Origin of the sequence: Vibrio sp. 10N.261.52.C11 (genome assembly GCF_041471405.1) — a bacterium.
Lineage (GTDB): Bacteria > Pseudomonadota > Gammaproteobacteria > Enterobacterales > Vibrionaceae > Vibrio > Vibrio crassostreae_C.
Genome location: NZ_JBFROI010000004.1, coordinates 78,524 through 101,113, shown reverse-complemented (window position 1 = coordinate 101,113; position 22,590 = coordinate 78,524). Strand labels below are relative to the sequence as shown.

General features: G+C 43.2%; 13 protein-coding genes and 1 pseudogene. 7 read left to right on the top strand and 7 right to left on the bottom strand.

Annotated features, from left to right (window positions below; translation table 11 throughout):
- Nucleotides 1-24: 24 nt before the first annotated feature.
- Nucleotides 25-414, bottom strand: coding sequence for a DUF1294 domain-containing protein (locus tag AB4323_RS00500; protein ID WP_017064222.1), 390 nt, complete (start codon nt 412-414; stop codon nt 25-27).
- Between the two features lie 156 nt (nt 415-570).
- Here AB4323_RS00500 and AB4323_RS00495 point away from each other — a divergent pair, with 156 nt between their 5' ends.
- Together AB4323_RS00495 and pulA are read left to right on the top strand one after the other, a co-directional pair.
- Complete coding sequence (locus AB4323_RS00495) at nt 571-2,343, top strand: alpha-amylase family glycosyl hydrolase (protein ID WP_372151369.1); 1,773 nt, start codon at nt 571-573, stop codon at nt 2,341-2,343.
- Between the two features lie 351 nt (nt 2,344-2,694).
- Nucleotides 2,695-6,393, top strand: a complete 3,699-nt coding sequence (pulA, locus tag AB4323_RS00490) for a pullulanase-type alpha-1,6-glucosidase (protein ID WP_372151367.1) — start codon at nt 2,695-2,697, stop codon at nt 6,391-6,393.
- A gap of 562 nt (nt 6,394-6,955) precedes the next feature.
- Here pulA and AB4323_RS00485 read toward each other — a convergent pair.
- Nucleotides 6,956-7,792: a MalM family protein gene (locus AB4323_RS00485; protein ID WP_372151365.1), complete on the bottom strand. Its 837-nt coding sequence runs from the start codon at nt 7,790-7,792 to the stop codon at nt 6,956-6,958.
- 76 nt (nt 7,793-7,868) lie between these two features.
- Nucleotides 7,869-9,212 (bottom strand): carbohydrate porin, encoded by a 1,344-nt coding sequence (locus AB4323_RS00480; protein ID WP_372151363.1) that lies wholly within the window; start codon nt 9,210-9,212, stop codon nt 7,869-7,871.
- A gap of 434 nt (nt 9,213-9,646) precedes the next feature.
- On the opposite strand from AB4323_RS00480, the gene glgX reads away from it, so the two are divergent.
- The 3 genes from glgX to AB4323_RS00465 all read left to right on the top strand — a co-directional run bounded on the left by glgX (nt 9,647) and on the right by AB4323_RS00465 (nt 14,475).
- The gene (glgX, locus tag AB4323_RS00475; protein WP_372104673.1) at nt 9,647-11,641 is read left to right on the top strand and encodes a glycogen debranching protein GlgX; all 1,995 of its coding nucleotides are present in this window, start codon (nt 9,647-9,649) and stop codon (nt 11,639-11,641) included.
- A 231-nt stretch (nt 11,642-11,872) separates the two neighbouring features.
- Nucleotides 11,873-13,615, top strand: coding sequence for a diguanylate cyclase domain-containing protein (locus tag AB4323_RS00470; RefSeq protein ID WP_372151361.1), 1,743 nt, complete (start codon nt 11,873-11,875; stop codon nt 13,613-13,615).
- Between the two features lie 131 nt (nt 13,616-13,746).
- Nucleotides 13,747-14,475, top strand: coding sequence for a tRNA (adenine(22)-N(1))-methyltransferase TrmK (locus AB4323_RS00465; RefSeq protein WP_017069730.1), 729 nt, complete (start codon nt 13,747-13,749; stop codon nt 14,473-14,475).
- 105 nt (nt 14,476-14,580) lie between these two features.
- On the opposite strand, the gene AB4323_RS00460 is transcribed toward AB4323_RS00465, so the two are convergent.
- Nucleotides 14,581-15,525 carry an acyltransferase gene (locus AB4323_RS00460; protein WP_017063993.1) on the bottom strand — a complete coding sequence of 315 codons (945 nt, stop codon included), beginning with the start codon at nt 15,523-15,525 and terminating at the stop codon, nt 14,581-14,583.
- Nucleotides 15,526-15,857: 332 nt separating this feature from the next.
- Here AB4323_RS00460 and AB4323_RS00455 point away from each other — a divergent pair, with 332 nt between their 5' ends.
- Both AB4323_RS00455 and AB4323_RS00450 read left to right on the top strand, forming a co-directional pair.
- Nucleotides 15,858-16,658, top strand: a complete 801-nt coding sequence (locus tag AB4323_RS00455; protein WP_372151360.1) for a ferredoxin--NADP reductase — start codon at nt 15,858-15,860, stop codon at nt 16,656-16,658.
- Between the two features lie 612 nt (nt 16,659-17,270).
- A complete protein-coding gene (locus tag AB4323_RS00450; protein WP_372151358.1) occupies nt 17,271-18,263 on the top strand; it encodes a 2-hydroxyacid dehydrogenase in 993 nt (330 codons plus the stop codon).
- 120 nt (nt 18,264-18,383) lie between these two features.
- Here the strand turns inward: AB4323_RS00450 and AB4323_RS00445 are convergent, their stop codons facing one another.
- The 3 genes and pseudogenes from AB4323_RS00445 to AB4323_RS00435 form a co-directional block, all read right to left on the bottom strand.
- Complete coding sequence (locus tag AB4323_RS00445) at nt 18,384-19,256, bottom strand: patatin family protein (RefSeq protein WP_065583767.1); 873 nt, start codon at nt 19,254-19,256, stop codon at nt 18,384-18,386.
- A 217-nt stretch (nt 19,257-19,473) separates the two neighbouring features.
- Nucleotides 19,474-20,925 carry a catalase gene (locus AB4323_RS00440; protein ID WP_017066332.1) on the bottom strand — a complete coding sequence of 484 codons (1,452 nt, stop codon included), beginning with the start codon at nt 20,923-20,925 and terminating at the stop codon, nt 19,474-19,476.
- A gap of 199 nt (nt 20,926-21,124) precedes the next feature.
- Nucleotides 21,125-22,298 (bottom strand): annotated as a pseudogene (locus tag AB4323_RS00435) (glycerate kinase).
- Between the last annotated feature and the right edge of the window lie 292 nt (nt 22,299-22,590).

Here is a 22,590-nt window from a genome sequence, read left to right as displayed (position 1 = left end):
CTCCTGTGCTAACCGTTATTCTCTTTATAAATAACCCACAAGTTCACTAAGCCAACGACCAAACATCGTCTGCCCGCTCGGCGTTAACGTCCACACAAACGCCGCAACATTCACTGCCACTGTCACCCAATATATGGCTCTGAACGGCTGCTTCTGCGTTTTATGACGCAGCTTATCTTGAGCAATCAACGCCCCTAGCCAGCCACCAGCAACAGAAAAAATATGCAGTGTTTTCTCTGGCACACGCCAATTGCCATTGATCGCTGCTCGCTTGTCCTTCGCGTACACAAAAAACGTCACGAAACCGATAACCAAATACCACACCAACAGCGCTTTAGAACTTTCCGCAAACAACACAGACACCGCCACCAGAACCAAATAGGTGATAACGATTTGAATAGATGAAGACAACATGACTCCTTTTGAGCAACAGCTCACATACTGTAGCAATTACGCCCTGTAGATTTTGATAAGGATGAGCAAGGCATATTGTAATTCGGTTAGCCTGCAAAGAATAAACAAGCCCTTTCATCCCTACATAACATGATGGAAGTTAAAGGAATTATAAATATGTACAACCAAAAGTACGCCATCTACCAAGTTTTTACGCGTTTATTTGGCAATAAAAACACCCAACATGTTCCATGGGGCACAATCGAGCAAAATGGCGTCGGTAAGTTCAGTGATTTTACCGACAAAGCGCTGTCTGAAATCCGCAAACTCGGTATGACTCATATTTGGTACACCGGAGTGCCACATCACGCCATCATCAATGATTACAAACACATCGGGATTTCAGACGATCACCCGAGCGTGGTAAAAGGCCGTGCAGGATCACCTTATGCGGTAAAAGATTACTACTCAGTCAATCCAGACCTCGCTGAGAATCCTGATCGCCGTTTGGAAGAGTTCGAGGCACTCATCAAAAGAAGTCACGACAATGGTTTAAAAGTGATTATCGATATCGTACCGAATCACGTTGCGCGTCATTATAAAGGCTTAAACAACCCAGAAGGTGTCAGTGACTTCGGCGCTCAAGATGACACAACGCTGGAATACCACAAAGACAATAACTTCTACTACATTCCCAACAGCACCTTTGAATTGCCAGACATAGAGCCCGCTTTTACGCCGCTAGGTGGTGAACAGCATCCCAACCTAAACTCCCCGTTTATAGAGACGCCCGCCAAATGGACAGGTAACGGCTCACGTTTAGCCAAGCCTAGTTTCGATGATTGGTATGAAACGGTGAAAATCAATTATGGCATGCGACCAGACGGTTCAAAAGACTTCCCTGAACTACCGAGTGACTATGCTCAACGCAATTACATGGATCATTTCCGTTTCTGGGAATCTGTTTATGTGCCTAACTCTTGGGCTAAATTCCGAGATATCGCCTTGTTTTGGTTGAATAAAGGTGTTGATGGGTTTCGCTACGATATGGCTGAGATGGTTCCAGTCGAATTTTGGAGCTACCTTAATTCATCTATAAAGATGAAAAACCAAGATGCCTTTTTAATGGCTGAGGTGTACCAACCGGACTTATATCGCGACTATATCCACTTAGGCAAAATGGACTACCTCTATGACAAAGTAGATCTGTACGACGGCCTCAAAGCCATCATGCAAGGCAAGGCTTCAACGGCAATCATCCCTGAAATCCAACATCAAATGCACGACATTGAACATCATATGCTGCATTTTTTGGATAACCATGACGAGCAACGAATCGCCTCACCAGAGTTTGTAGGCAATCCGAATATCGCGAAACCAGCAATGCTCGTCAGCGCGTTATTGAGCAGTTCTCCAACCATGATCTACTTTGGGCAAGAAGTCGGAGAACCGGGCGCGGAGAATGCAGGCTTTGGACAGCCCTCACGAACTTCCATATTTGACTACATCGGAGTCCCACAACACCAAAAGTGGATGAACCACGGCGCATTCGATGGCGGGCTATTAGACGAAAACGAAAAGCAGCTGCGTCACTTCTATCAAAAGGTAATGAACTTTTCGCTAGAGCACTCATCGATAACAGGTGATTACCAAGACTTACACCAGTGCTGTAACTTAAGTGATTCAGTCTACGCATTTCTGCGCTATGACAACCAAGAGTTGACAATAGTTGCTGCGAATTTCAGCCAACATGTCACCGAGAATATTCACTTAACCGTTCCAAGTGATGTTATACAAACGCTCACAATCGCTGATGACAGTTACTTGTTAGATGAACATATTGAAGGCATTCAACAACAGGTATTAAAAGTTGAGGAAAGTATTGGCCGTTTTAGTCTTGATCTAAAGCCACTAGCTTCGTTGGTTTGGGTATTTCCCTTATCTGAATAGGATATTTATTATTAATTCCCAAAAAGCCTGAGTTTTAATTAATTGATAAATAACTTAATTCCCACATTAAATTAACGTCACCTCAATTCGATACCTTCCTCACATTAATAAGGATGAGCTCTCATCCTTATTATCTACTCCCATCCTCTACGCCTTCTACTATTGATATTAAACATATGAGTTATTGATCCAATAAATTTAACTTAAACCAAATACAAAGCGTGATATTGACACTAGGTTTCCTATTTTTATATATTAAAAATAACTTTATACATAGCCATCACAAATAGTTGACCATCGTTAAGACTAGGATATTCATCTTCATAAAAAGTGAAATATGGATATTAAAACGTGAACAACATAAATATTAATAAAATTATCTCTCTACGAAATACCTTCAACAATACCAAAAAGAAGAGCTTCAAACGCTCTACATTGGCCAAAGCAATGTTACCGCTCTTCACCGCTACTTTGATCGCGGGTTGTGGTAGTGATAATGATAGCGACAACGGTACAGCCCCTGGCAACAGTGGTTTATACCCTGCAGCTGAAAACGAAGTCGTTATTTACTACAAACGCGATGTTGCCGCTGCCAGCTCATCTGGCTCAACTTACGACGGTTGGGGGCTTCACCTTTGGAATGGTGAAGGCTGTACCAGCACAGACTTAGTCGGCATGGGGTTGAGTGAAACCGGAACCGATTGGAACAGCCCTTACGAATACGATGGTATCAGCGATACTTACGGTGCCTATTATGTGTTGAAAGTTGACCCAGATGCCTCTGACCCACACAAATGCATGAACTTCATCTTGCACAATGGTGATGAGAAAGCATTTGGCAGTGCGAACTCAAAAGTCGAGTTAACTAAGCTTGGCGATTCACAAGGCGTATTTGGTTTCCATGGCAGCAGCGAGTTGTACTACGACCCTATTTCAGAGCGACCAGTCAATATTGATGGTCAAAAAGCACACTGGCTAGATGCAACCACAATTGGTTGGGAAGCGGCTAGCAATGCAGACTCTGTGAAGCTTTTCTATGCACTAGACAACAGCATCACAATGAACGATGACAAAGAGATTGTCGGTGGAACTGCAATTGAACTAAGCAAAGACGGAGAACTATCTTCTGAATTGAAAGAGCGTTTCCGACACCTTGCAAGCTTACCTGCCCTAGCTATCGATGTTGACGACAGCACACTTCGCACTATTTTAAAATCTCAGATAATTTTTGTTGCCTACAATGCCAATGGCGATGTTATCTCTTCAACTGAGGTTCAAAAACCTGGTGTGCTTGATGCGGTATTTGCTAGCGAAGATGCTGGTAATGCAATGGCTGAAGAACTAGGCGCAATTGTTGAAGGCAGTGCGGCGACCTTCAAGCTTTGGGCACCAACCGCGCAAGATGTAGAACTCGTTCTATACAGTGAAGATCTGCTAAGTTCACAAGTAATCCCGATGACGGAAAACACTGAGACAGGCATTTGGGCGACTGATGCCGTGTCTAATGCAGTGAACAGTTATTACCGTTACCAAGTGAAGGTTTATCACCCAACCACAGGCAATATCGAAACTCGCCTTGTGACAGACCCATACTCTCTCAGTTTGTCAAAGAACTCAGCATACTCTCAAGTGATTGACCTGAATGATTCAACCTTGAAACCAGCGAACTGGGACAACTACCAACGACCAACCGTAGAGAAAGACGAAGACCACGTACTTTACGAATCACACCTACGTGACTTTAGTTTCAGCGATAAGCTCGGCACAGCTAGCCTAAATGGCAAGTACCTCGCTCTTACAGAAGCCGATCGTGAGTCGGTCAAGCACCTACAAGCTCTGCAAGAAGCAGGTTTAACCACGCTGCATATCTTACCGGCATTTGATATCGCTACCGTTGATGAAGATACCGCCAGCCGTGTTGATATCACCGACACCGTTGGCAAACTGTGTGATGTAAAACCGACTGCTACCTTATGTGGAAACGAAGACGAAAATAAAGTCATCGAAGATGTACTCGATGGTTATGACCCTTCAACAGGCGATGCGCAAGCGCTAATGAACGACCTGCGCATGCTGGACAGCTTCAACTGGGGCTACGACCCATTCCATTACACGGTTCCAGAGGGCAGCTACGCGACAGATCCAAACGGTTCTCAGCGTATTCTCGAATTCCGTCAAATGGTGAAAGCCACGCACGACATGAATCTCAAGCTGATCATGGACGTGGTATATAACCATACCAACGCGTCTGGTGTGAACGATAAATCGGTACTGGATAAGATTGTCCCTGGGTATTATCACCGCCTTAACGTCAACACAGGTGGCGTCGAAAACTCGACTTGTTGTGACAACACTGCGACTGAAAACCTAATGATGGGTAAGTTAATGGTCGATTCACTTAAGGTGTGGGCTGACGACTATAAAGTGGATGGTTTCCGTTTTGACTTAATGGGCCACCAGCCAAAAGACGTGATGGTAGAAGCTCTTGCTGAAGTTCGTAAAATCGACGAGAACACACTGTTCTACGGTGAAGGTTGGGATTTCGGCGAAGTAGCGGATAACGCACGCTTCGATCAAGCGAACCAAATCAACATGGCAGGCACTGAGATCGGTACATTCTCAGACCGTCTGCGTGACGCCGTGCGTGGCGGTAGCCCGTTTGATGGTGGCGTCGATTCAGAAGGCAACCACCCACTTCGCTTTAACCAAGGCTTTGGTAACGCAGCGATTGCCAACGAAGAGACCAAAGTTGATCAAGATTCAATCAACGGTCGCTTACACAACCAAGATCTTGTTCGTTTAGGAATGGCAGGTAACCTCGCAGAATACGTATTGATTGATTACAAAGGCGACACCAAACTGGGTAAAAACGTGGATTACAACGGCGCGCCAGCTGGTTACACCAAGATGCCTTCAGAGAACATCTCTTACGTATCAAAACACGACAACCAAACACTATGGGACAACAACGCTTACAAGATCGCCACTGGTACTAGCTCTGCAGAGCGTGCTCGCATGCAGTCTGTATCACTCTCTACCGTGATGTTAGGCCAAGGCATACCATTCATCCATATGGGGTCTGAACTGCTACGTTCAAAGTCTATGCAGCGCGACTCTTACGATTCTGGTGACTGGTACAACCGCGTAATGTTTGATGGTACTAACAACAACTGGAATGTTGGCTTACCACGTGAAGACAAAGATGGTGCCAACTGGGATCTGATCAAAACTATCATTGCTGACAGTACGGCTAAACCAGACGCAGACGACATTGAGTTAACTAAGCAGCAATTCCTAGAGCTATTAAAGATCCGTAGCTCAAGCGAACTGTTCCGCTTAGATACAGCAGACGAAGTTATGAAGCGAGTCGACTTCCGTAACGTAGGCGAAGATCAAGTCGAAGGCCTGATTGTCATGTCGATCGATGATGGCGTGTCTGCGGGCGACGATCTTGACCCTGCAAATGATGCGATTGTGGCAGTTGTAAACTCAACTAATAAATCTCAATCATTCAAAATCACAGGAGCAACCGGCTTTACACTTCATGACGTTCAACAAAACTCGGCTGACGACACAGTGAAAGGTGCAAGCTTCGCCGCTGAAACCTTCACAGTCCCTGCACTAACGACAGCTGTGTTTGTACAAGCACAAAACGGTGCTCAAGGCGCTGGTTTGCCGGTTGATAACTCAGACAAGGATGTATCTAGCATTCCTCCGTACGGTCAAACAACCGTCTACGTTAAAGGTGACATGAATGGATGGGGCGCAACGGATGATTGGGCAATGAGCTTTGTCGCTAATGGTGTTTATTCTGTGACAGGCAACTTGGAAGCGGGTAACTATGGCTTCAAGTTTGCTGATGCTGATTGGGTATCACCTAACTTTGGTTGCGATTCTGTAGAGCTTGCAAGCGGGTCAATCGATATTGGCACAGGTGGCAATTGCCAATTGAGCGTAACGGAAGCGGGCAGCTACACCTTCACCTTGAATGCCATTCACGAGCTTGACGACAATGTAGACAAAGCTGTGGTATCTGTCACTAAGAATTAAGCTCCAAGCTTAGGTTCAAGTAACAGATAATAAAACAAGCGAAAGCTAGCCTTTGGGAGACGTCAGTCTCCCTTTTTTATCCTCAATAAACTCCAATCCCAATGCACCACACCATTGCTTTGCTTCCCATCGATAAATACTCACTGTTAAGTGACAGATGAACCAGTTAACCCTTAGTCCTTAGTCCTTAGTCCTTAGTCCTTAGTCCTTAGTAGAAAGGATAACAACCTCAAGTGAACTGTTAGTTTAATCGAGAGGAGATATCATGAATATAATTTAGAAGCAGTTAATGGAGCAGCAGGTAATCTATAGGATTCATATCTAGTTACTCGAGAACAATAAGAGGGGGGAGCGTATTTTATGTCAAAACCTAGTCATTCAAAGCTATAAATAGCCGGAAACTTCCACTTATATTGGTTATTTATAATTATGCGTAAGTCAGTGGTCACTTTAATTTCAATAATTAAGTGAATATATACTTGTTCATTTATCTCAAACAATAAAAAAGCTCCCTACTAGGAGCCCTTCTCTTTATATCAATCAGTATTTACGAACTAATCGACTACTTTTTATTGACAGATTTTACAAAGACTTCTTGTGCGCCTTCAATACCTAGTGCTTTTGCTTCATCTAATAACACTAACGCTTTATCAATCATCCCAACACTAACCGCACTTTCAATACTATTGAGATAAAAATTTTTCTGCTCTTGACTTAATACTTCATCATCTAAGTTATTTTTAGGTGAATTTGCAACCTTAGCTAAAAGAGCTGATTTTTTTGAGTACCCTTGTAGGGTCTTCGTTTGAACTTCGAGCGAAAATTGTCCAGAATTTGAAGAGGTATATGTTGGATTTGTTGCAATTGGCATAGGTTCCCCACTCTCTTGAGCTCGGAGTATTGCAGGGTGGGGCACTACGACTTTATTTCCGAACGATTTAGAGTCAGCATAAATCACAAAATATGGTGTTTCAATAGCGTTAATTTTAGCTTTAAATTCAAATCTATTTCTAGCAAAAGCATCCGAGAATAGAATATTGAAATCTTCTGGTTCAATAGTTTCAACCAACTCAAATTGGCTATTTAGTAGATCAACCCTTGGTATTACTACATGCCCATCTAACATATTACTTCGAATTAAAAGGTCTACATTTTTGGATTGCTCATTAAAGGCAAAAGCAGAAAAGTAGCTTTTACCTGACACAAATAATCCAACAGGGGAAGACTTATCGATAATAAAGTCTAAAGACTGTGTCCGATCCAGTCGCACCCAAGGATACTCTAGCTCTGAAGCACAACAAACCATGTCATTAATTGGGGCAATACTTGGAGCCTCTATGCTAGTAGAAGCACAACCAAATAAACCGATGCTCGATACGAGTAATAGACTATTTTTCACTTCAATTTCCTTCAGATAGCAATAAAGGCAACCATTGAGATTGCCTTTTAAAATCAAATATTAGGATTCTGTCAAATTAGAACCAAATCTCTGCTTCAATACCAACTCTTGTTTCATCACCTTTCGCGCTCTTAGACCAATCATAATTATCATCAGAAGAAGTCATGTAAGTGATGTAAGGTTTAATTTGTGGACGACCAAAATAATCAGCATTGACTGTAAAAACAGGAGCTAAAGTCGCAGCTATGAATGAAGTATCATCCTTTTCACGTCCCCAACTTGAGCCATCTGCTAACATTTCGTTAGCATAAGTCAGTACGGCTTCTAATCTAAAGTTTTCATTTATTTTGTACGATGGTGTTACACCAATAAATAAGCGTTGTACATCATCTTGTCCCCAAACTTGGCGATCATCTGAGTTATCAAGAGACCAATAGACAACTTCAGAACCAAGTTGAAGATTTTCAGTAATATTCAATACACCATAAGAGGTTAAGAATATAGATTCGTCACTTTCATCCCAACCTCCGTTCCAAGAACCAAAGTTAACACCTTTAGTTCCCGCAAGTCCTTTACCGTAAGTAAGGGCTGTCAGTGACCAACCATCAAAACCGTAATAATCTCTTGAGTATGTTACAGATAAACCAACACCATCTTCAGCAGCGGTACTGCTAGTAGTATCCACATTTTCACGCATCATATATTTAGCGTCAAAATCAAATTTACCACCAAGCGCTTCTACACCATAAAAGTATAGGTCAACAGAGGTCATTGTTTTACTACGACCTTCGTCATCTAAATTATCACCTTTACAATTGTAAGTACCGCTACCGTCTTTGTAGCAAGAACCATCGCCGGCGTCTGCAGAAACAATAGCTAACCCCATATTATTGTATTGAATACCACCACCTAAACCTGATGATTGCTTCCAAAACTCTTTAGTAATGATACCAGCTTGTCGATTAAGGTAACGTTGACCAGCCCAAATACTCGTACCTTCTTTAAAGAAAGAAAGATCACCTAACTCTACATAAGCTTCTTTAAATTCCAATTGGCCTGTTTGAAGATGGCCTTCGTTACCACCAGAAGATGTATAGAAACCTCTACCGCCACTTCCTTCGTGGTTACCATATTCAGTCTTTAAAACATACTTAGACCATGACCCGTTGTCATAGTTATCCCCACGACTTACCGTAAACTCAACTTGGTTTGGGTTTCCAGAGAATGCAGCACCCGCCGCACGATAGTCTCGTCTATGAGCCCATGTTTCACTAGTATCAAGAGATTCACCCACATTATATAAAAGGTGACCATACCCATTCACTTGCCAACCCTGTTGAACTTTATCTTCGGTAGCGAACGCAGAGCCAGCAGCTAGCGTAGTCGCCACTGCAACAGCAATCAAACTTACTTTTTTCATTCTTAACTCCATTAAGGACGATTTATTTTAGGTTTTTATATTTTTGCTCTCTTGCGGCAACCAAAGGCAGTAATGGTAGTCGTAAGATAGAGAGGTTTAGGGTTTCCCCTGATTCGTTTCAACGGAGCCAATATTAAGAGGGGATGACAAGTTTGACTTCCTCCGCCCTGAACTAAATTAAGGGGGATGAGAAGGGAGTAGAATTTATACAGAACGGTGTTTACAGGAGTTAGATCACTTAATCTAGGAGGAGTAGACAGCACACAGATCTAATTATTCAATATAAGTGGGATCTAGTTCAAATATATAATTTGAACCTAATCGGTAAATTATTTTTTTAACAATAATTATTCTGTGAAGTTGCTTGACCTTACTGTGACAAAGCTTTTTACTTATAGTTCACTGATGTCGATAAACGAACAAGAAATCAAGCAATGACTAGAACGCTCGCTCGCCCTTATCCACTAGGCGCAACGCTAGGTAACACTGGCTGTAACTTTTCAATTTATTCTCCTGACTGTAAATCACTCTCTCTCGCTCTTTTTGACGAGAACGACGAATTCACCACTTATAAATTAGAAAATGAATACGCTGATATCAGGTATGTCTTTATTGATGGTATTAAAGCGGGACAAAAATACGGCTTCATTGCCGAAACGGACAATGGCCCTATCCTGCTTTCAGACCCGTATGCCAAAGCAATAAGCGAACCGCTCGATTACGTCACGCCATATACCAATGAAAAAAGCTTTGCTATGGCGAAATGTGTCGTTGTTGATGACACCTTCGATTGGCAAGATGTAGAAAAGCCACGCATTAGCCGCGAAGATACCGTTCTTTTTGAAACGCATGTAAAAGGTCTATCTCAACTGCACCCAGAAGTGGCTGCCAATACTAAAGGACGCTACTTAGGGTTAGTGAGCCCTGAAATGCTTGCGTTCTACAAACAGCAAAATATCAACTCTCTACAGCTTTTGCCCATTGCCGCATGTATGCATGAGCCTCATCTCTTGGACATGGATAAAGTGAACTATTGGGGTTACAACCCATATTTGTTCATGGTGCCAGACCCTCGCTACGCAGAAAAAGACGCTGTTAATGAACTCAAAACTGCAATTCGTGAGCTGCATCGCAATGGCATCGAAGTCATTCTAGATGTCGTGTACAACCACACAGCAGAAGGTGGGGAAGGCGGAACCACCTTCAACCTAAAAGCACTCGATAGCCGCTACTACATTAAACATGGCTGCCATTATGCGAATTTCACGGGTTGTGGAAACACAGTAGATCTCACCCACCAGCCCGCACTCAACTTAGTGATGGATACGCTTCGTTACTGGGTGAGTGAATTCAAAGTCGACGGCTTCCGTTTTGACTTGGCAGCGACACTGGGGCGCGAAGGTGACAACTACAACCCTGAGGCTGCTTTTTTCAAAGCCGTTGCTCAAGATCCTGTGCTCAAAGAGACCAAGTTGATTGCAGAACCGTGGGATATTGGCCCTAACGGTTATCAAGTAGGTAACTTTCCACTAGGCTGGAATGAATGTAACGACAAACTGCGTGATATCACACGTAGCTTCTGGCGCGGTGATCAAGGCTATCTAAAAGAGTTTGCGACGCGCTTAATGGGATCTCGCGATATCTACAGCGCAGCACACTGGCCATACAGACTAACCGTAAACTACATCACGTATCACGACGGCTTCACAATGCAAGATCTTGTCTCTTACAAACACAAGCACAATGAAGATAACGGCGAGAACAACCGAGATGGACACGGTGATAACCGCTCTGATAACTACGGTGTTGAAGGGGAAACCGAAAACCTATTGGTTGTTGCCACACGCGAAAAACAGAAACGTAACTTCATGGCGAGTCTGTTGTTTGCCTTTGGCATTCCACATATTCTGACAGCTGATGTGTTATCTCACACTCAAAAAGGCAACAACAACGCTTACTGTCAAGATAGTGTAACTAGCTGGATTAACTGGGAAGATTCTGAGCGAAAAACTTATTTCAAGACTTGGTTAGCTGAAATGATCTCTGCACGTCAACAATATATGGTGCCTTTTATTAAGGCGTTCAGCGGAGAAAAACGCAACTCGAACCGCATCTTCTGGAGCCGTGTCGATGGCACACTCATGGAGCATGATGATTGGAATCGTTTAAGCTCTGTTGCGCTGCACTTAGGTATTGGCAAAGACGGTGACGAATTGATTTATTTGATAAACCAAACCAACGCACCCGCTCGATTCTCGTTACCGACTGATCGCGACCAAAACTGGGTCACCATTTGTGATACCAACTTACGAAATGTAAAACCAGGTCATGCAGAAGGTGAAATGCTGCTATCGCCGACTTCGATGGCAATTTTGCACTACTCGCCAGATAACACTGATTTGATTGAAGTAAAAGCTAAGCTAGCTTAATAAAACGCCAAAAAACCATAAAAGCCAGTTATATTTATAGCTGGTTTTTTTATTAGCTGAATATCACATAAATCATTCTTTTATATGGAATCATTTGCATTGATGTGATGGATGAAACTGTTTAGTATTGCCGTACTATAAAAATGAATCTATAACGTCTTGGATATCATGGCTTTACCTAAAACACTTATTCGGCTTTTCAAACCATACATACTCTTACTAACCGGAGGAATGCTTTATTTAGCTATCGCTCAACTAGAGAAAGTTGAAACTACAGCAACTAACCAATCATCATCAAATATTCGTATCGCTAGTTCCACTATTCGCTCAAATATCGAAGCCGTTTTCGGCAAGCTTTACTTTCTTGAGACCAGTTTAGGCTTACCTAAGGCATCCAGCTTTGATGACAAAAAATTTCGCGAAATCAGTGATAATATCCTAAAAAGAACACCAAATTTCTCCGATATCGTTCGATACCAACCTAACTCCCAACATTATGTCTCCACTCGTGGCCTTCCTCTTTCCAATGAACAAATCGCCACAATACAATGGCATTCAATAGACGGTGTTGTAGAAGATTTTTACATCTCTTCCGTTTACCAAAAAGCCGATGGACGATGGGTTTTCGCCGTTAAACACACTGCAGAAAAGCTCAACGAAGAAATATGGATTGAGTTTGATTTAATGCATACCACGCAAGGTTTAAGAGATTTAAAAACGCTTAATAATGGCTATGTATTTGTTGTAGACAGAGCAACAGAGCGACTGGTATTCCACCCGGTTCCACAGCGTATCGGTTCTAAATCCATCAGCTTCCATGCAGGGATAAGCCACCAACTATCTCAAGGTGAATTGGCGGGTAAACATGAATACTACTATCAAGATAACTTCAAAATATCGGTATTTGACGCAGACAACAGCTTAAATTGGGTGTTCATTGCGGGCACCGATCGCCACGATATCTTAACCAGCTCACACCAATTTACGCTAACTGGCTTGGTACTTGGTTCACTGCTTCTATTGTGGATTGGCGCAAACTATTTGGCTTATCGTTTGAACGTGTCCTTGTCACAACTGAATAAAGTCGATGACCTTGTAAGCTTTAAACGAGAATTAAAATCCATACTGGATAGTTTCACCTACCAAAAAGGCATTCAATTCTGTCTCTATCAGCCTGAGAACCACGCATTCAGTACCATCGACTATCACGGAAACAAATCAACGGTACATTGTGACAAAGCCCTTGCCGAACGATTTACACCGGACACCATGGCTTACCGAAGCGGAAAGTACGCAGACCCATTAGCTTGTAAACTCAAAATACACCAACGCCATTACTGTATTCCTTTGCACTCTCGGAAGCAGTTGATCGCAGTGTTGTACGTAAACGCAAACTTACCGATCAGCCAGAGTATTCTGCGTATGATCAGAGATTACACGGAAGTCTCACTGTCCAACTTACTGCTTCAGCACCAGTTGAGTAGCAAGGACTTGATGACGCAATTAGACAACAAAAGTAGCTTTAATATTGCACTGGAAAACTACGCCAACCAGCCTGAAACCTATATAGCTCTACTCGATATCGATAATTTTGACCACGTGAACCGTGCTTATGGTGAAGCTGTGGGTGACAAGATGATCAAGCTGACAGCAGAAGCACTACGCTCGTACTTTCCGAAGCCTAAAGGACTATGCCTTGCTCGTATTGGAGGCAAAGAGTTCGCAGTATTATTTAAAGCAAACGACGGCAACGACGCCAAGTTCCAACTAGACCAGTGCCGAATTGGCGTAGCAGAGAAAACTATTGTGACGCCAGACATCAGCCTCTCTTTAGGCGTGAGTGTCGGTTTTTCACAAATAGAGGGAGAGCCAGATACAGCTCTAGCACTGGCGGAGCAAGCAAAGTTGATTGCTCAACAGCTTGGAAAAAATCGAGTTGAAGGCCACATCAGGGCTGTTGCCAAAGCATCGTAAACCTATACTAACAATTCTGTAGCCACTACAAAGCACCTAGGATTCATACCCTAGGTGCTTTTGTTTTTATGGAAAGTCATTACAATGCGCGTTCAACACGACAATACCCCTTTTCTAACGACACGAGCCTTATGAAGCTAAGTAACCGACTGCAAACTCTCCATTCCCTTGTCAGCAATGACTACCAACATATTTGGGACTGTTGTTGTGATCACGGCTTCTTGGGTGTTCAACTGTTGTCGGATAACAAAGCACCTCAGCTTCACTTTGTCGATATTGTCCCGTCTCTTATGAGCGATTTGGAAAGCAAACTTACGCGTTACTTTCCGCAAGGTGCAATAGCAGAACAGAAAGTGACTAGCCAATGGCAAGTCTACTGTATGGATGTCGCCGCTATTCCGCTTGAGAAACATACAGGCAAACACCTAGTTATTATTGCGGGTGTCGGTGGCGATCTTACTCAAAAGCTCGTCGATGATATTCATCGTCAACACCCAGACAAAGCGATCGATTTCTTGCTTTGTCCGGTGCATCAGCAATTCGAGTTGAGAAGCCATTTAAAGGCGATCCATTTTGGTCTTATTGATGAAGTGTTGATTGAAGAGAACCGTCGTTACTACGAGATTTTATTGGTGAGTAATAGTCGCGGTGATTCAGAAAAGAGCCAAACCGTTAGCGAGATATCAAACGTCGGTGACAAGATCTGGACACCAAGTTGTGATGAACAAGTGAAGGTATCACAGCAATACAAAGCCAAAACATTGCAGCACTACTTACGTATCCATCAAGGACAAGAGAAGCAAGGCAAACCTAGCCAAGTAAAGCATATTATTGATGCTTACCAGGCGGTTAAGCCATAGTAAGTACTAACTTAATGGTTTGAATATTAAGAAAGTCAAATTAATAAAAAAGCCGATAGTTCAATGAGCTATCGGCTTTATTAATGCTATCGATTCAGTTTTAGCTTACTGTTCTTGTTTCTTATAAGCCACATCAGGCTCGTCAACTGTCTCTACCTCAGAAGGCTTATCAACCCCATAAACCGTATCAAGGTAGACGTCTTTCTCTTTCCACGTGCTGTTCAACCAATTGTGGAAGCGACGTTTAAAAGCCTTATCTTCAAAGTAATTACCGTTCACGTTCTCATCCATTGGATGCAATTTAATACGCACAACGACCTTAGTCATTTTGCCCTTCAGCATATCTTCAAACGGAGAGGTTTGGTTTTCAGGGTAAGCTAAGGTCACATCCACGATGCCATCCAAAATTGGGCCCATTGCAGATAAAGCAAATGCCACGCCCCCAGTTTTCGGCTTCAATAAGTGGCGATAAGGGGTCTTTGCTGACGCCAGTTTCTCGTGGTTTGCACGAGTCCCTTCAACAAAATTAACCAATGTTGTCGGTGCTAATTTGAACTTAGTACACGCTTTATTGATTGCATTAAAATCATCATTACGGCGTTCTGGGTTGCGTAATAGGAACTCACGAGAGTGGCGTCTCATGAATGGCATATCTAAGCCCCAGCAGGCCAAGCCAACAAATGGTACGTACAACAATTCATGTTTCAAGAAGTACTTCGTCATCGGCATTTTGTCTTTTAGGATTGAAGACAAAATCACAATATCTGCCCAGCTTAGGTGGTTAGACATCATCAAATACCACTGCTTGGTCGAAATATCTTCCCCCCCTTCCACTTGCCATTCGATATCGTTATTGGCGTTCAACATCCATAAATTAAGAGAAGCCCAACACCAGAATGTGAAGTTAGCTAAGCGAGTGCATGATTTTTGAACGACAGAAATTGGCAAAATAAGTTTGATTAGGGCAAACAGGCTCACAGCCAATGCGGTGAATGCAGTATTAATGGTCACGAACAATACGTTCAAGGCCATACGAAGATTATCAAGCATAAAACACAGTTATATTGAGAACGAAAGCCGCCATTATACGCATCTATAAATTATTCTCTTCAGTAATTGATTGAATATCCTAGGGGTCAAACCACTCAACCTATGTTAACGATGTTCAACCAGCTAAAGTCTATTAAAACGAAACCAAAAACACATGTGCGAGTCATTTGGACTCAAATAGTATATTGTCTTTTTGACAACATTCGACCCAATAATTAACCTTCAATCAGTATTGATAAGCATTCTCATTATTGGCGTGGTACATGCAACTCTAAAGTGTAAATAGTTGAGTATCCTTAATGAGATAACTTCTCTTCTTAAAGGTGGATGATATGACAGATATTCCTCATGGTTTAGTTACAGGCAAAGTCCTAAACAAAACAGAATGGACAGATCAATTGTTCTCACTCCAGGTTAGTGCACCTGTCTCTTCTTATCAGGCAGGTCAGTTTACTAAGCTTGGCTTGCTCAATAACGAAGGTGAGTTTGTGAGACGCGCTTATTCTATGGTGAATGCACCAGAGCATGAGCAAGGACATCAGCATCTAGAGTTTTTGATTATTAAGGATCAGAACGGTCAGCTCTCGCCTCAACTTCACGAATTGCAAGCTGATGATGACATCTTTGTCGGGAAAGACCCAAGTGGCTTTATGACATTAGATGAGATCCCAGAGATCGCCGACGATCTATGGATGCTTTCAACCGGAACCGCGGTAGGCCCATTTATCTCAATACTTGAGAGCATGCAGATACAGCAAAATGAGTTGGCTTCAGACAAAGCCTCTTCATTCAAGAATCTGGTTCTAGTGCATGCTGTAAGAACAGAGCAAGACCTGACTTATCGAGATCGTATCACTCAACTCGTTAATCACTTTCAAGGGAGACTTAAATATGTGCCAATTATTTCTAGAGAATCAGTTACCGGAACTTTGCGCGGACGAATCCCAAATTTGTTACTTGGAGGCGACCTCGAGCAAGCCGCGTCTGTCGCTTTCAATCAAACCCGCAGTTTTTTCTACCTTTGCGGCAATCCGCAAATGGTTCGTGACACAAGCGAAGCGCTAACTAGCTTAGGTTTCGAAAAGCACTTACGCAGAAAACCCGGTCAATTCAGCAGTGAGAACTACTGGTAAATAACAACCGCCACTCGTTAGACAGAAGCACAACTTTCAAAGAACAGTTAGAGAAGAGGTTTTATATGAGTCATTTACGTATTCCGTCACACTGGAAAATTCAACGTTCCACACCCGAAAGTAAGATTCATTCAATATTGATGAACTTATAAGCAAGCAACCTCGTAATGTGATTTTTAATGTTCAATAAGTGAAGACAAAAGATCAAATAACCATAGCAATTACAATGACTAATGGTGATAGACAAGAGAAAAAAACTCTAGCACACTGAACAGAGTTGTAGGGCATGTTGACCTATCGAGCTGATTTTTGCAGCCGTTTGTGGGTTATTTATACAAGGCAGAGAATTCGACGTGTAGCTCGCCTACATGAGAATTCGATAACGCTGTAGAAAGGAACCACAAACACTGCCCGAAGGGTTCGGCTAAAATCGTTTTACTCTTTGTTGAGAGGGTTTTGCTTAGAATGACTAGGCGGCAAACCTCTCGTCGCGATTAAAACGATTTTATCTCGAACAAAACTTAACCGCGAAAGGTCAACATGCCCTTGTTTTAATCCCGTTTCAGAGAATGAATCAGTGGGTTATTTATATTTTAGGTAAGAGAGGAAGCCATGCTCAACATTGCTTTTTTTAGCTCAAAATCATACGACGAAAAATCATTTGAACTTGCAAAAGGCGAACTCAACGCCGAGTTCCATTTTCACGATTTTCGACTCACTACAACAACAGCAAAAATGGCGCACGACAACGAAGTCGTTTGTGCGTTTGTAAACGATGACCTATCGCGAGATGTGCTAGAGATTCTAGCAAAAGGCGGCACTAAGCTGATTGCGATGCGCTGCGCGGGCTTTGATAAAGTCGACTTAGACGCAGCCAAAGAGTTTGGTCTGCAAGTCGTTCGTGTCCCTGCTTATTCTCCCGAGTCTGTAGCAGAACACACTGTCGGCATGATGATGTGTTTGAACCGTAAACTACACAAGGCATACCAACGCACTCGTGATGCGAACTTCTCTCTTGAGGGGTTAGTTGGCTTTAACTTCCACGGTAAAACGGTCGGTATGATTGGCTCGGGTAAGATTGGCCTAGCGACGATGCGAATTCTGAAGGGTTTAGGCATGAATATCCTATGCTATGACCCATATCCAAACCCGTTAGCTGTTGAGTTAGGCGCTAAATACGTTGAACTCGACGAACTTTACCAAGAGTCTGATGTGATTTCTCTGCACTGTCCGATGAGTAAAGAGAACTACCACCTATTAGATGCGACTGCGTTTGAGAAGATGAAAGACGGCGTGATGATTGTCAACACCAGCCGTGGTGAACTACTGGATTCCACAGCTGCTATCGAAGCGCTTAAACAGAGTAAGATTGGCGCACTTGGTCTTGATGTGTATGACAACGAGAAAGAGCTGTTCTTCCAAGACAAATCAAATGACGTGATTGTCGATGATGTGTTCCGCCGTCTATCTGCTTGTCACAACGTGCTGTTCACAGGTCACCAAGCTTTCTTAACCAAAGATGCTCTGTTCAATATCGCGAACACAACACTCACCAGTGTTGATGCTTTCTTTGCTGGCAACACCAGCGGCAACGAACTCGTTTAATAACAGATTGAGTTAACAGCAGGCTGAGTTAAAAACAAACTAGGTCTACAGATACAAAGCCACGCTATTCTGAAGTGAACAGCGTGGCTTCGTCGTTTATTCAGTATTCTAAAACCGTTCCTAGACGCAGAAATGACAATCTTCAGTGTCTAAACCATAAACGCCTTTTCTAATAGCAAGGTGCTCTTCACCGGCTTTGACGCCCATCTCGTAACCTGTATTAAGAGTACTTTGATCCATAGTTAAACGCTTAACCGCGAAGGCTTCAGGTGGCGCTATCACTTTAATAGTCGCATCTTTGGGTGGGTTACGAATGAACTCCAGAGACTGGTTGTAGTTTTCAGCACGTACCGCCATCGACTCAGCAATATTCGGGAATTTCTTTAATAGTTTCTTCAGCATCCATTGGTGCTTTTGAGGCTTCATTCGGTAGCTCAATGGGTGAGACAGAATCACGGTAATATCGCGTGCGCCACGGCGATATGCTTCACGAACCGGAATCGAATCGGCTACACCGCCATCGGTATAACAGCCACCAGAGAAACACGGAGTTTCACGGTAAGCGATAGGTAAAGCCGTTGTTGCTTCAACAACATTAGAAAGGTTTTCTGGCTTAATATGGTAGTAGTCTGCACTGCCCGTATCGACATTTGTGACAGCAGCAATGAGTGGGATACTTGAAAACAACTCACCACAATCGAGCGGATAACGTTGATTGGATTCGTTCCATAACCATTTAACATCTACCAAGTTACCGCCTTTGGCAAAGCGAGCAGGATTAAAGAAAGTTTTATCCGTCGCCATCGTGGTGATCACATCATAACTGCGTTTTGGTGCATGAGATAAGTAGCCAACCAGATTCGACACACCTGCAGATACGCCGATGGCAAAATCATAAGGACGGAAATCGTCTTGCATGAAGGCGTCTAAAACTCCAGCAGCAAAAATACCTCTCATTGCTCCACCTTCAACGATTAATGCGCTCTTATTCATCTCAAACTCTTCTACTTTATAAACTGATAGTCGTAGAATAATCCCATCACTCTTACAAAGATAATGGGATAGATTTATCAATTCGATAGGTAAAAACTATCAATGTGGATTGTTAGATTTTTCAATGACTTAGGATTGCTTGATATTCAGCGAGATCAAAAAAGGCCGTTGAGTGATTCACTCAACGGCCTTTCAATTAACGAATCAAGATGATTGATTACGACTTAAATTCGCTCACGTCGATTTCAAGCAGTTTACCAATGCCTTCACCGTATGCAGGGTCAGCTTTGTAACAGTGTCTTAGGTGACGCAATTGAATCTCTTTTGGCACGCCGCCTAGGTTGCGAGCAGTGTTATCAAAAAGAATCGCTTGCTTCTCTGGTGTCATTAGGCGGAACAAGTCACCCGGTTGCGAGAAGTAATCTTCATCTTCGCGGTGATCCCAGTGTGCTGCTGCGCCATCTAGGTTCAGTGCTGGTTCAGCGAAATCTGGTTGCTCAGCCCATTGACCTTCGTTGTTTGGCTCATAACCTAATGTGCCACCGAAGTTACCATCGACACGCATCGCGCCATCACGGTGGTAGCTGTGTACTGGGCAACGAGGCGCATTCACTGGAATGTGCTGATGGTTTACACCCAAACGGTAACGTTGTGCATCACCGTAAGCAAACAGACGACCTTGCAGCATCTTGTCTGGCGAGAAGCTGATACCTGGAACTACGTTCGCTGGGTTGAATGCTGACTGCTCTACTTCTGCGAAGAAGTTTTGCGGGTTACGATTTAGCTCAAATTCGCCCACTTCGATCAACGGGTAATCTGCATGAGGCCAGATCTTAGTCAAATCGAACGGGTTGTATGGAACCTTCGCTGCATCCGCTTCTGGCATCACTTGTACTTTCAACGTCCATTTCGGGAAATCTTGGTTATCGATGCTGTCTAGCAAATCACGTTGGTGGCTTTCGCGATCATCACCGATCACTTGTGCCGCTTCTGCATCAGAAAGGTTCTTAATACCTTGCTGAGATTTGAAGTGGAATTTCACCCAGAAACGTTCGTTATCAGCGTTGATGAAGCTGAACGTGTGGCTACCAAAGCCGTGCATGTGACGGTAAGTCGCAGGGATACCACGGTCACTCATTACGATAGTAATTTGGTGCAGAGCTTCCGGCAAAGAAGTCCAGAAATCCCAGTTGTTTTTCGCGCTACGCATGTTGGTGCGTGGGTCACGTTTCACCGCGTGGTTTAAGTCAGGGAACTTAAGAGGATCACGAAGGAAGAATACTGGCGTGTTGTTGCCCACCATATCCCAGTTGCCTTCTTCAGTATAAAACTTCAATGCAAAGCCACGAATATCACGTTCAGCATCGGCAGCACCGCGCTCACCCGCAACTGTTGTGAAACGTGCAAACAAGTCGGTTTTTTTACCTATTTCAGAGAACAATTTTGCCTTGGTGTATTTTGTGATGTCGTGTGTAACGGTAAATGTGCCGTAAGCACCTGAGCCTTTCGCGTGCATACGACGCTCTGGAATCACTTCACGATCAAAATGGGCCAATTTCTCCAAAAACCAAACATCTTGAAGAAGTTGTGGACCACGTTTGCCCGCCGTTTGAACATTCTGGTTATGAGCGACAGGACAACCCGCAGCTGTGGTCAGTTTTTTACTCATGGTCTATTCCTTAAGGTTAAAGATATCGCATCGTTGCCACATCTTAGATTTAAGTGGATTCAATACTTTAAAAACCACTAAAACAATATGGATAAAGAATAGACCTGAGTTGGCAGAAAATATAATCGTTTATATTTATCGTTGTTATCTATGAAACCTATTGAATTTCACTGCGAATAAGCCTATGTATAACTTCGGTTTATTTAAAAATGGCATGGCCTAACCTCAGAGTTGAGGCAATGTTCCTCGCCGTTCTGGTTAGGTTCAATTCAGCTTCTCGCAGTACTTGCTCGAGTGACTGAGGAGAGCGCACTGTACCAAACAAGCTGTTCATTTCACCATATAAGGCTTCGACTTCTGTACCTAAAGAACCTGCAATCCCTATGGTCGGAATGCCTTGTAAGCTCGCACGTTTGGCAATGCCATAAGGCGTCTTTCCTTGCAGAGTTTGATTGTCCATTTGCCCTTCACCGGTAATCACAAGATCTGCGCCTTTCAATACTTCATCGGCTTGCAAAACATCAAGCACCATCTCAATACCCGGTTTAATCTGCATGTTAAACAACAAACCAAGCCCCATTGGAGCACCACCAGCCGCGCCATAACCAGTACGCTTGTGAACGGGATCATCCCCACGAACACAACCTTGCGGTTCAACTACTTGATTGAGCAAAATTCTCAAGCGCCTTATCAAGCATCACAACTTGTTCTGGGCTTGCGCCTTTTTGTGGGCCGAATATATGGCTAGCACCGTTATCACCACACAACGGATTATCGACATCGCACGCCACAATTAACTCGATATCAGCATAGCGTGAATCTAAACCAGTAAGATCAATCGATGATAAATCAGCTAGTGCAACGCCACCTCGGTTAAGCTCTTGCCCTGCATTATCTAACAGTGTCCCACCTAATGCTTGAACAATACCTGCACCGCCATCATTAGTTGCACTGCCACCCAATCCAAGAATAATCGCTTGAGCGCCCTGCTCTATCGCCTCCAAAATCAATTGCCCCGTTCCGAATGAAGAAGCAATCAATGGATCACGCTGCTCTGGTTTCAACAAGTCCAAACCCGATGCAGCAGCAATTTCAACCAGTGCCGTTTTGTTCGGGTTGCTATTGGATGACTCAAGCATCGCCCATTCAGCATTAACTTGTTGCCCTAACGGCCCTTCGACTTGCCTATGTCGCTTTTCACCAACAAGCCCTTGGAGCAATACATCCACAGTCCCTTCACCACCATCAGCCAAAGGCAATGTTACGTATTCAGCGTCTGGGAAGATTTCACGAAAGCCCTTTTCAATACACGCCGCCACAGATACAGCCGATAGAGATTCTTTAAACGAATCTGGTGCAATAACAATTTTCATAGAAGTAAGCTCCAATGCTTAACGAATATCGACCAAGAAATAATTCCAAAACAACAAAACCACTATATAGAAGACTGCTCAACTGTACGGATTTCCCTCTCTAAATTTGACCCTTCGCTCAGATTTCAACGCCACTATTTTATATTCAGTAAAGTTACTGTTTGCTCGAATTCCATAATTTGACAAGTTTATTCCGCCGAACTTATCGAATTTCATTAGATTTAGTCTTAGAAACCAGATCCTGAACACGCTTTTTGTTTCGCATTACGGAATCATGAAATCTTTTTGTTTC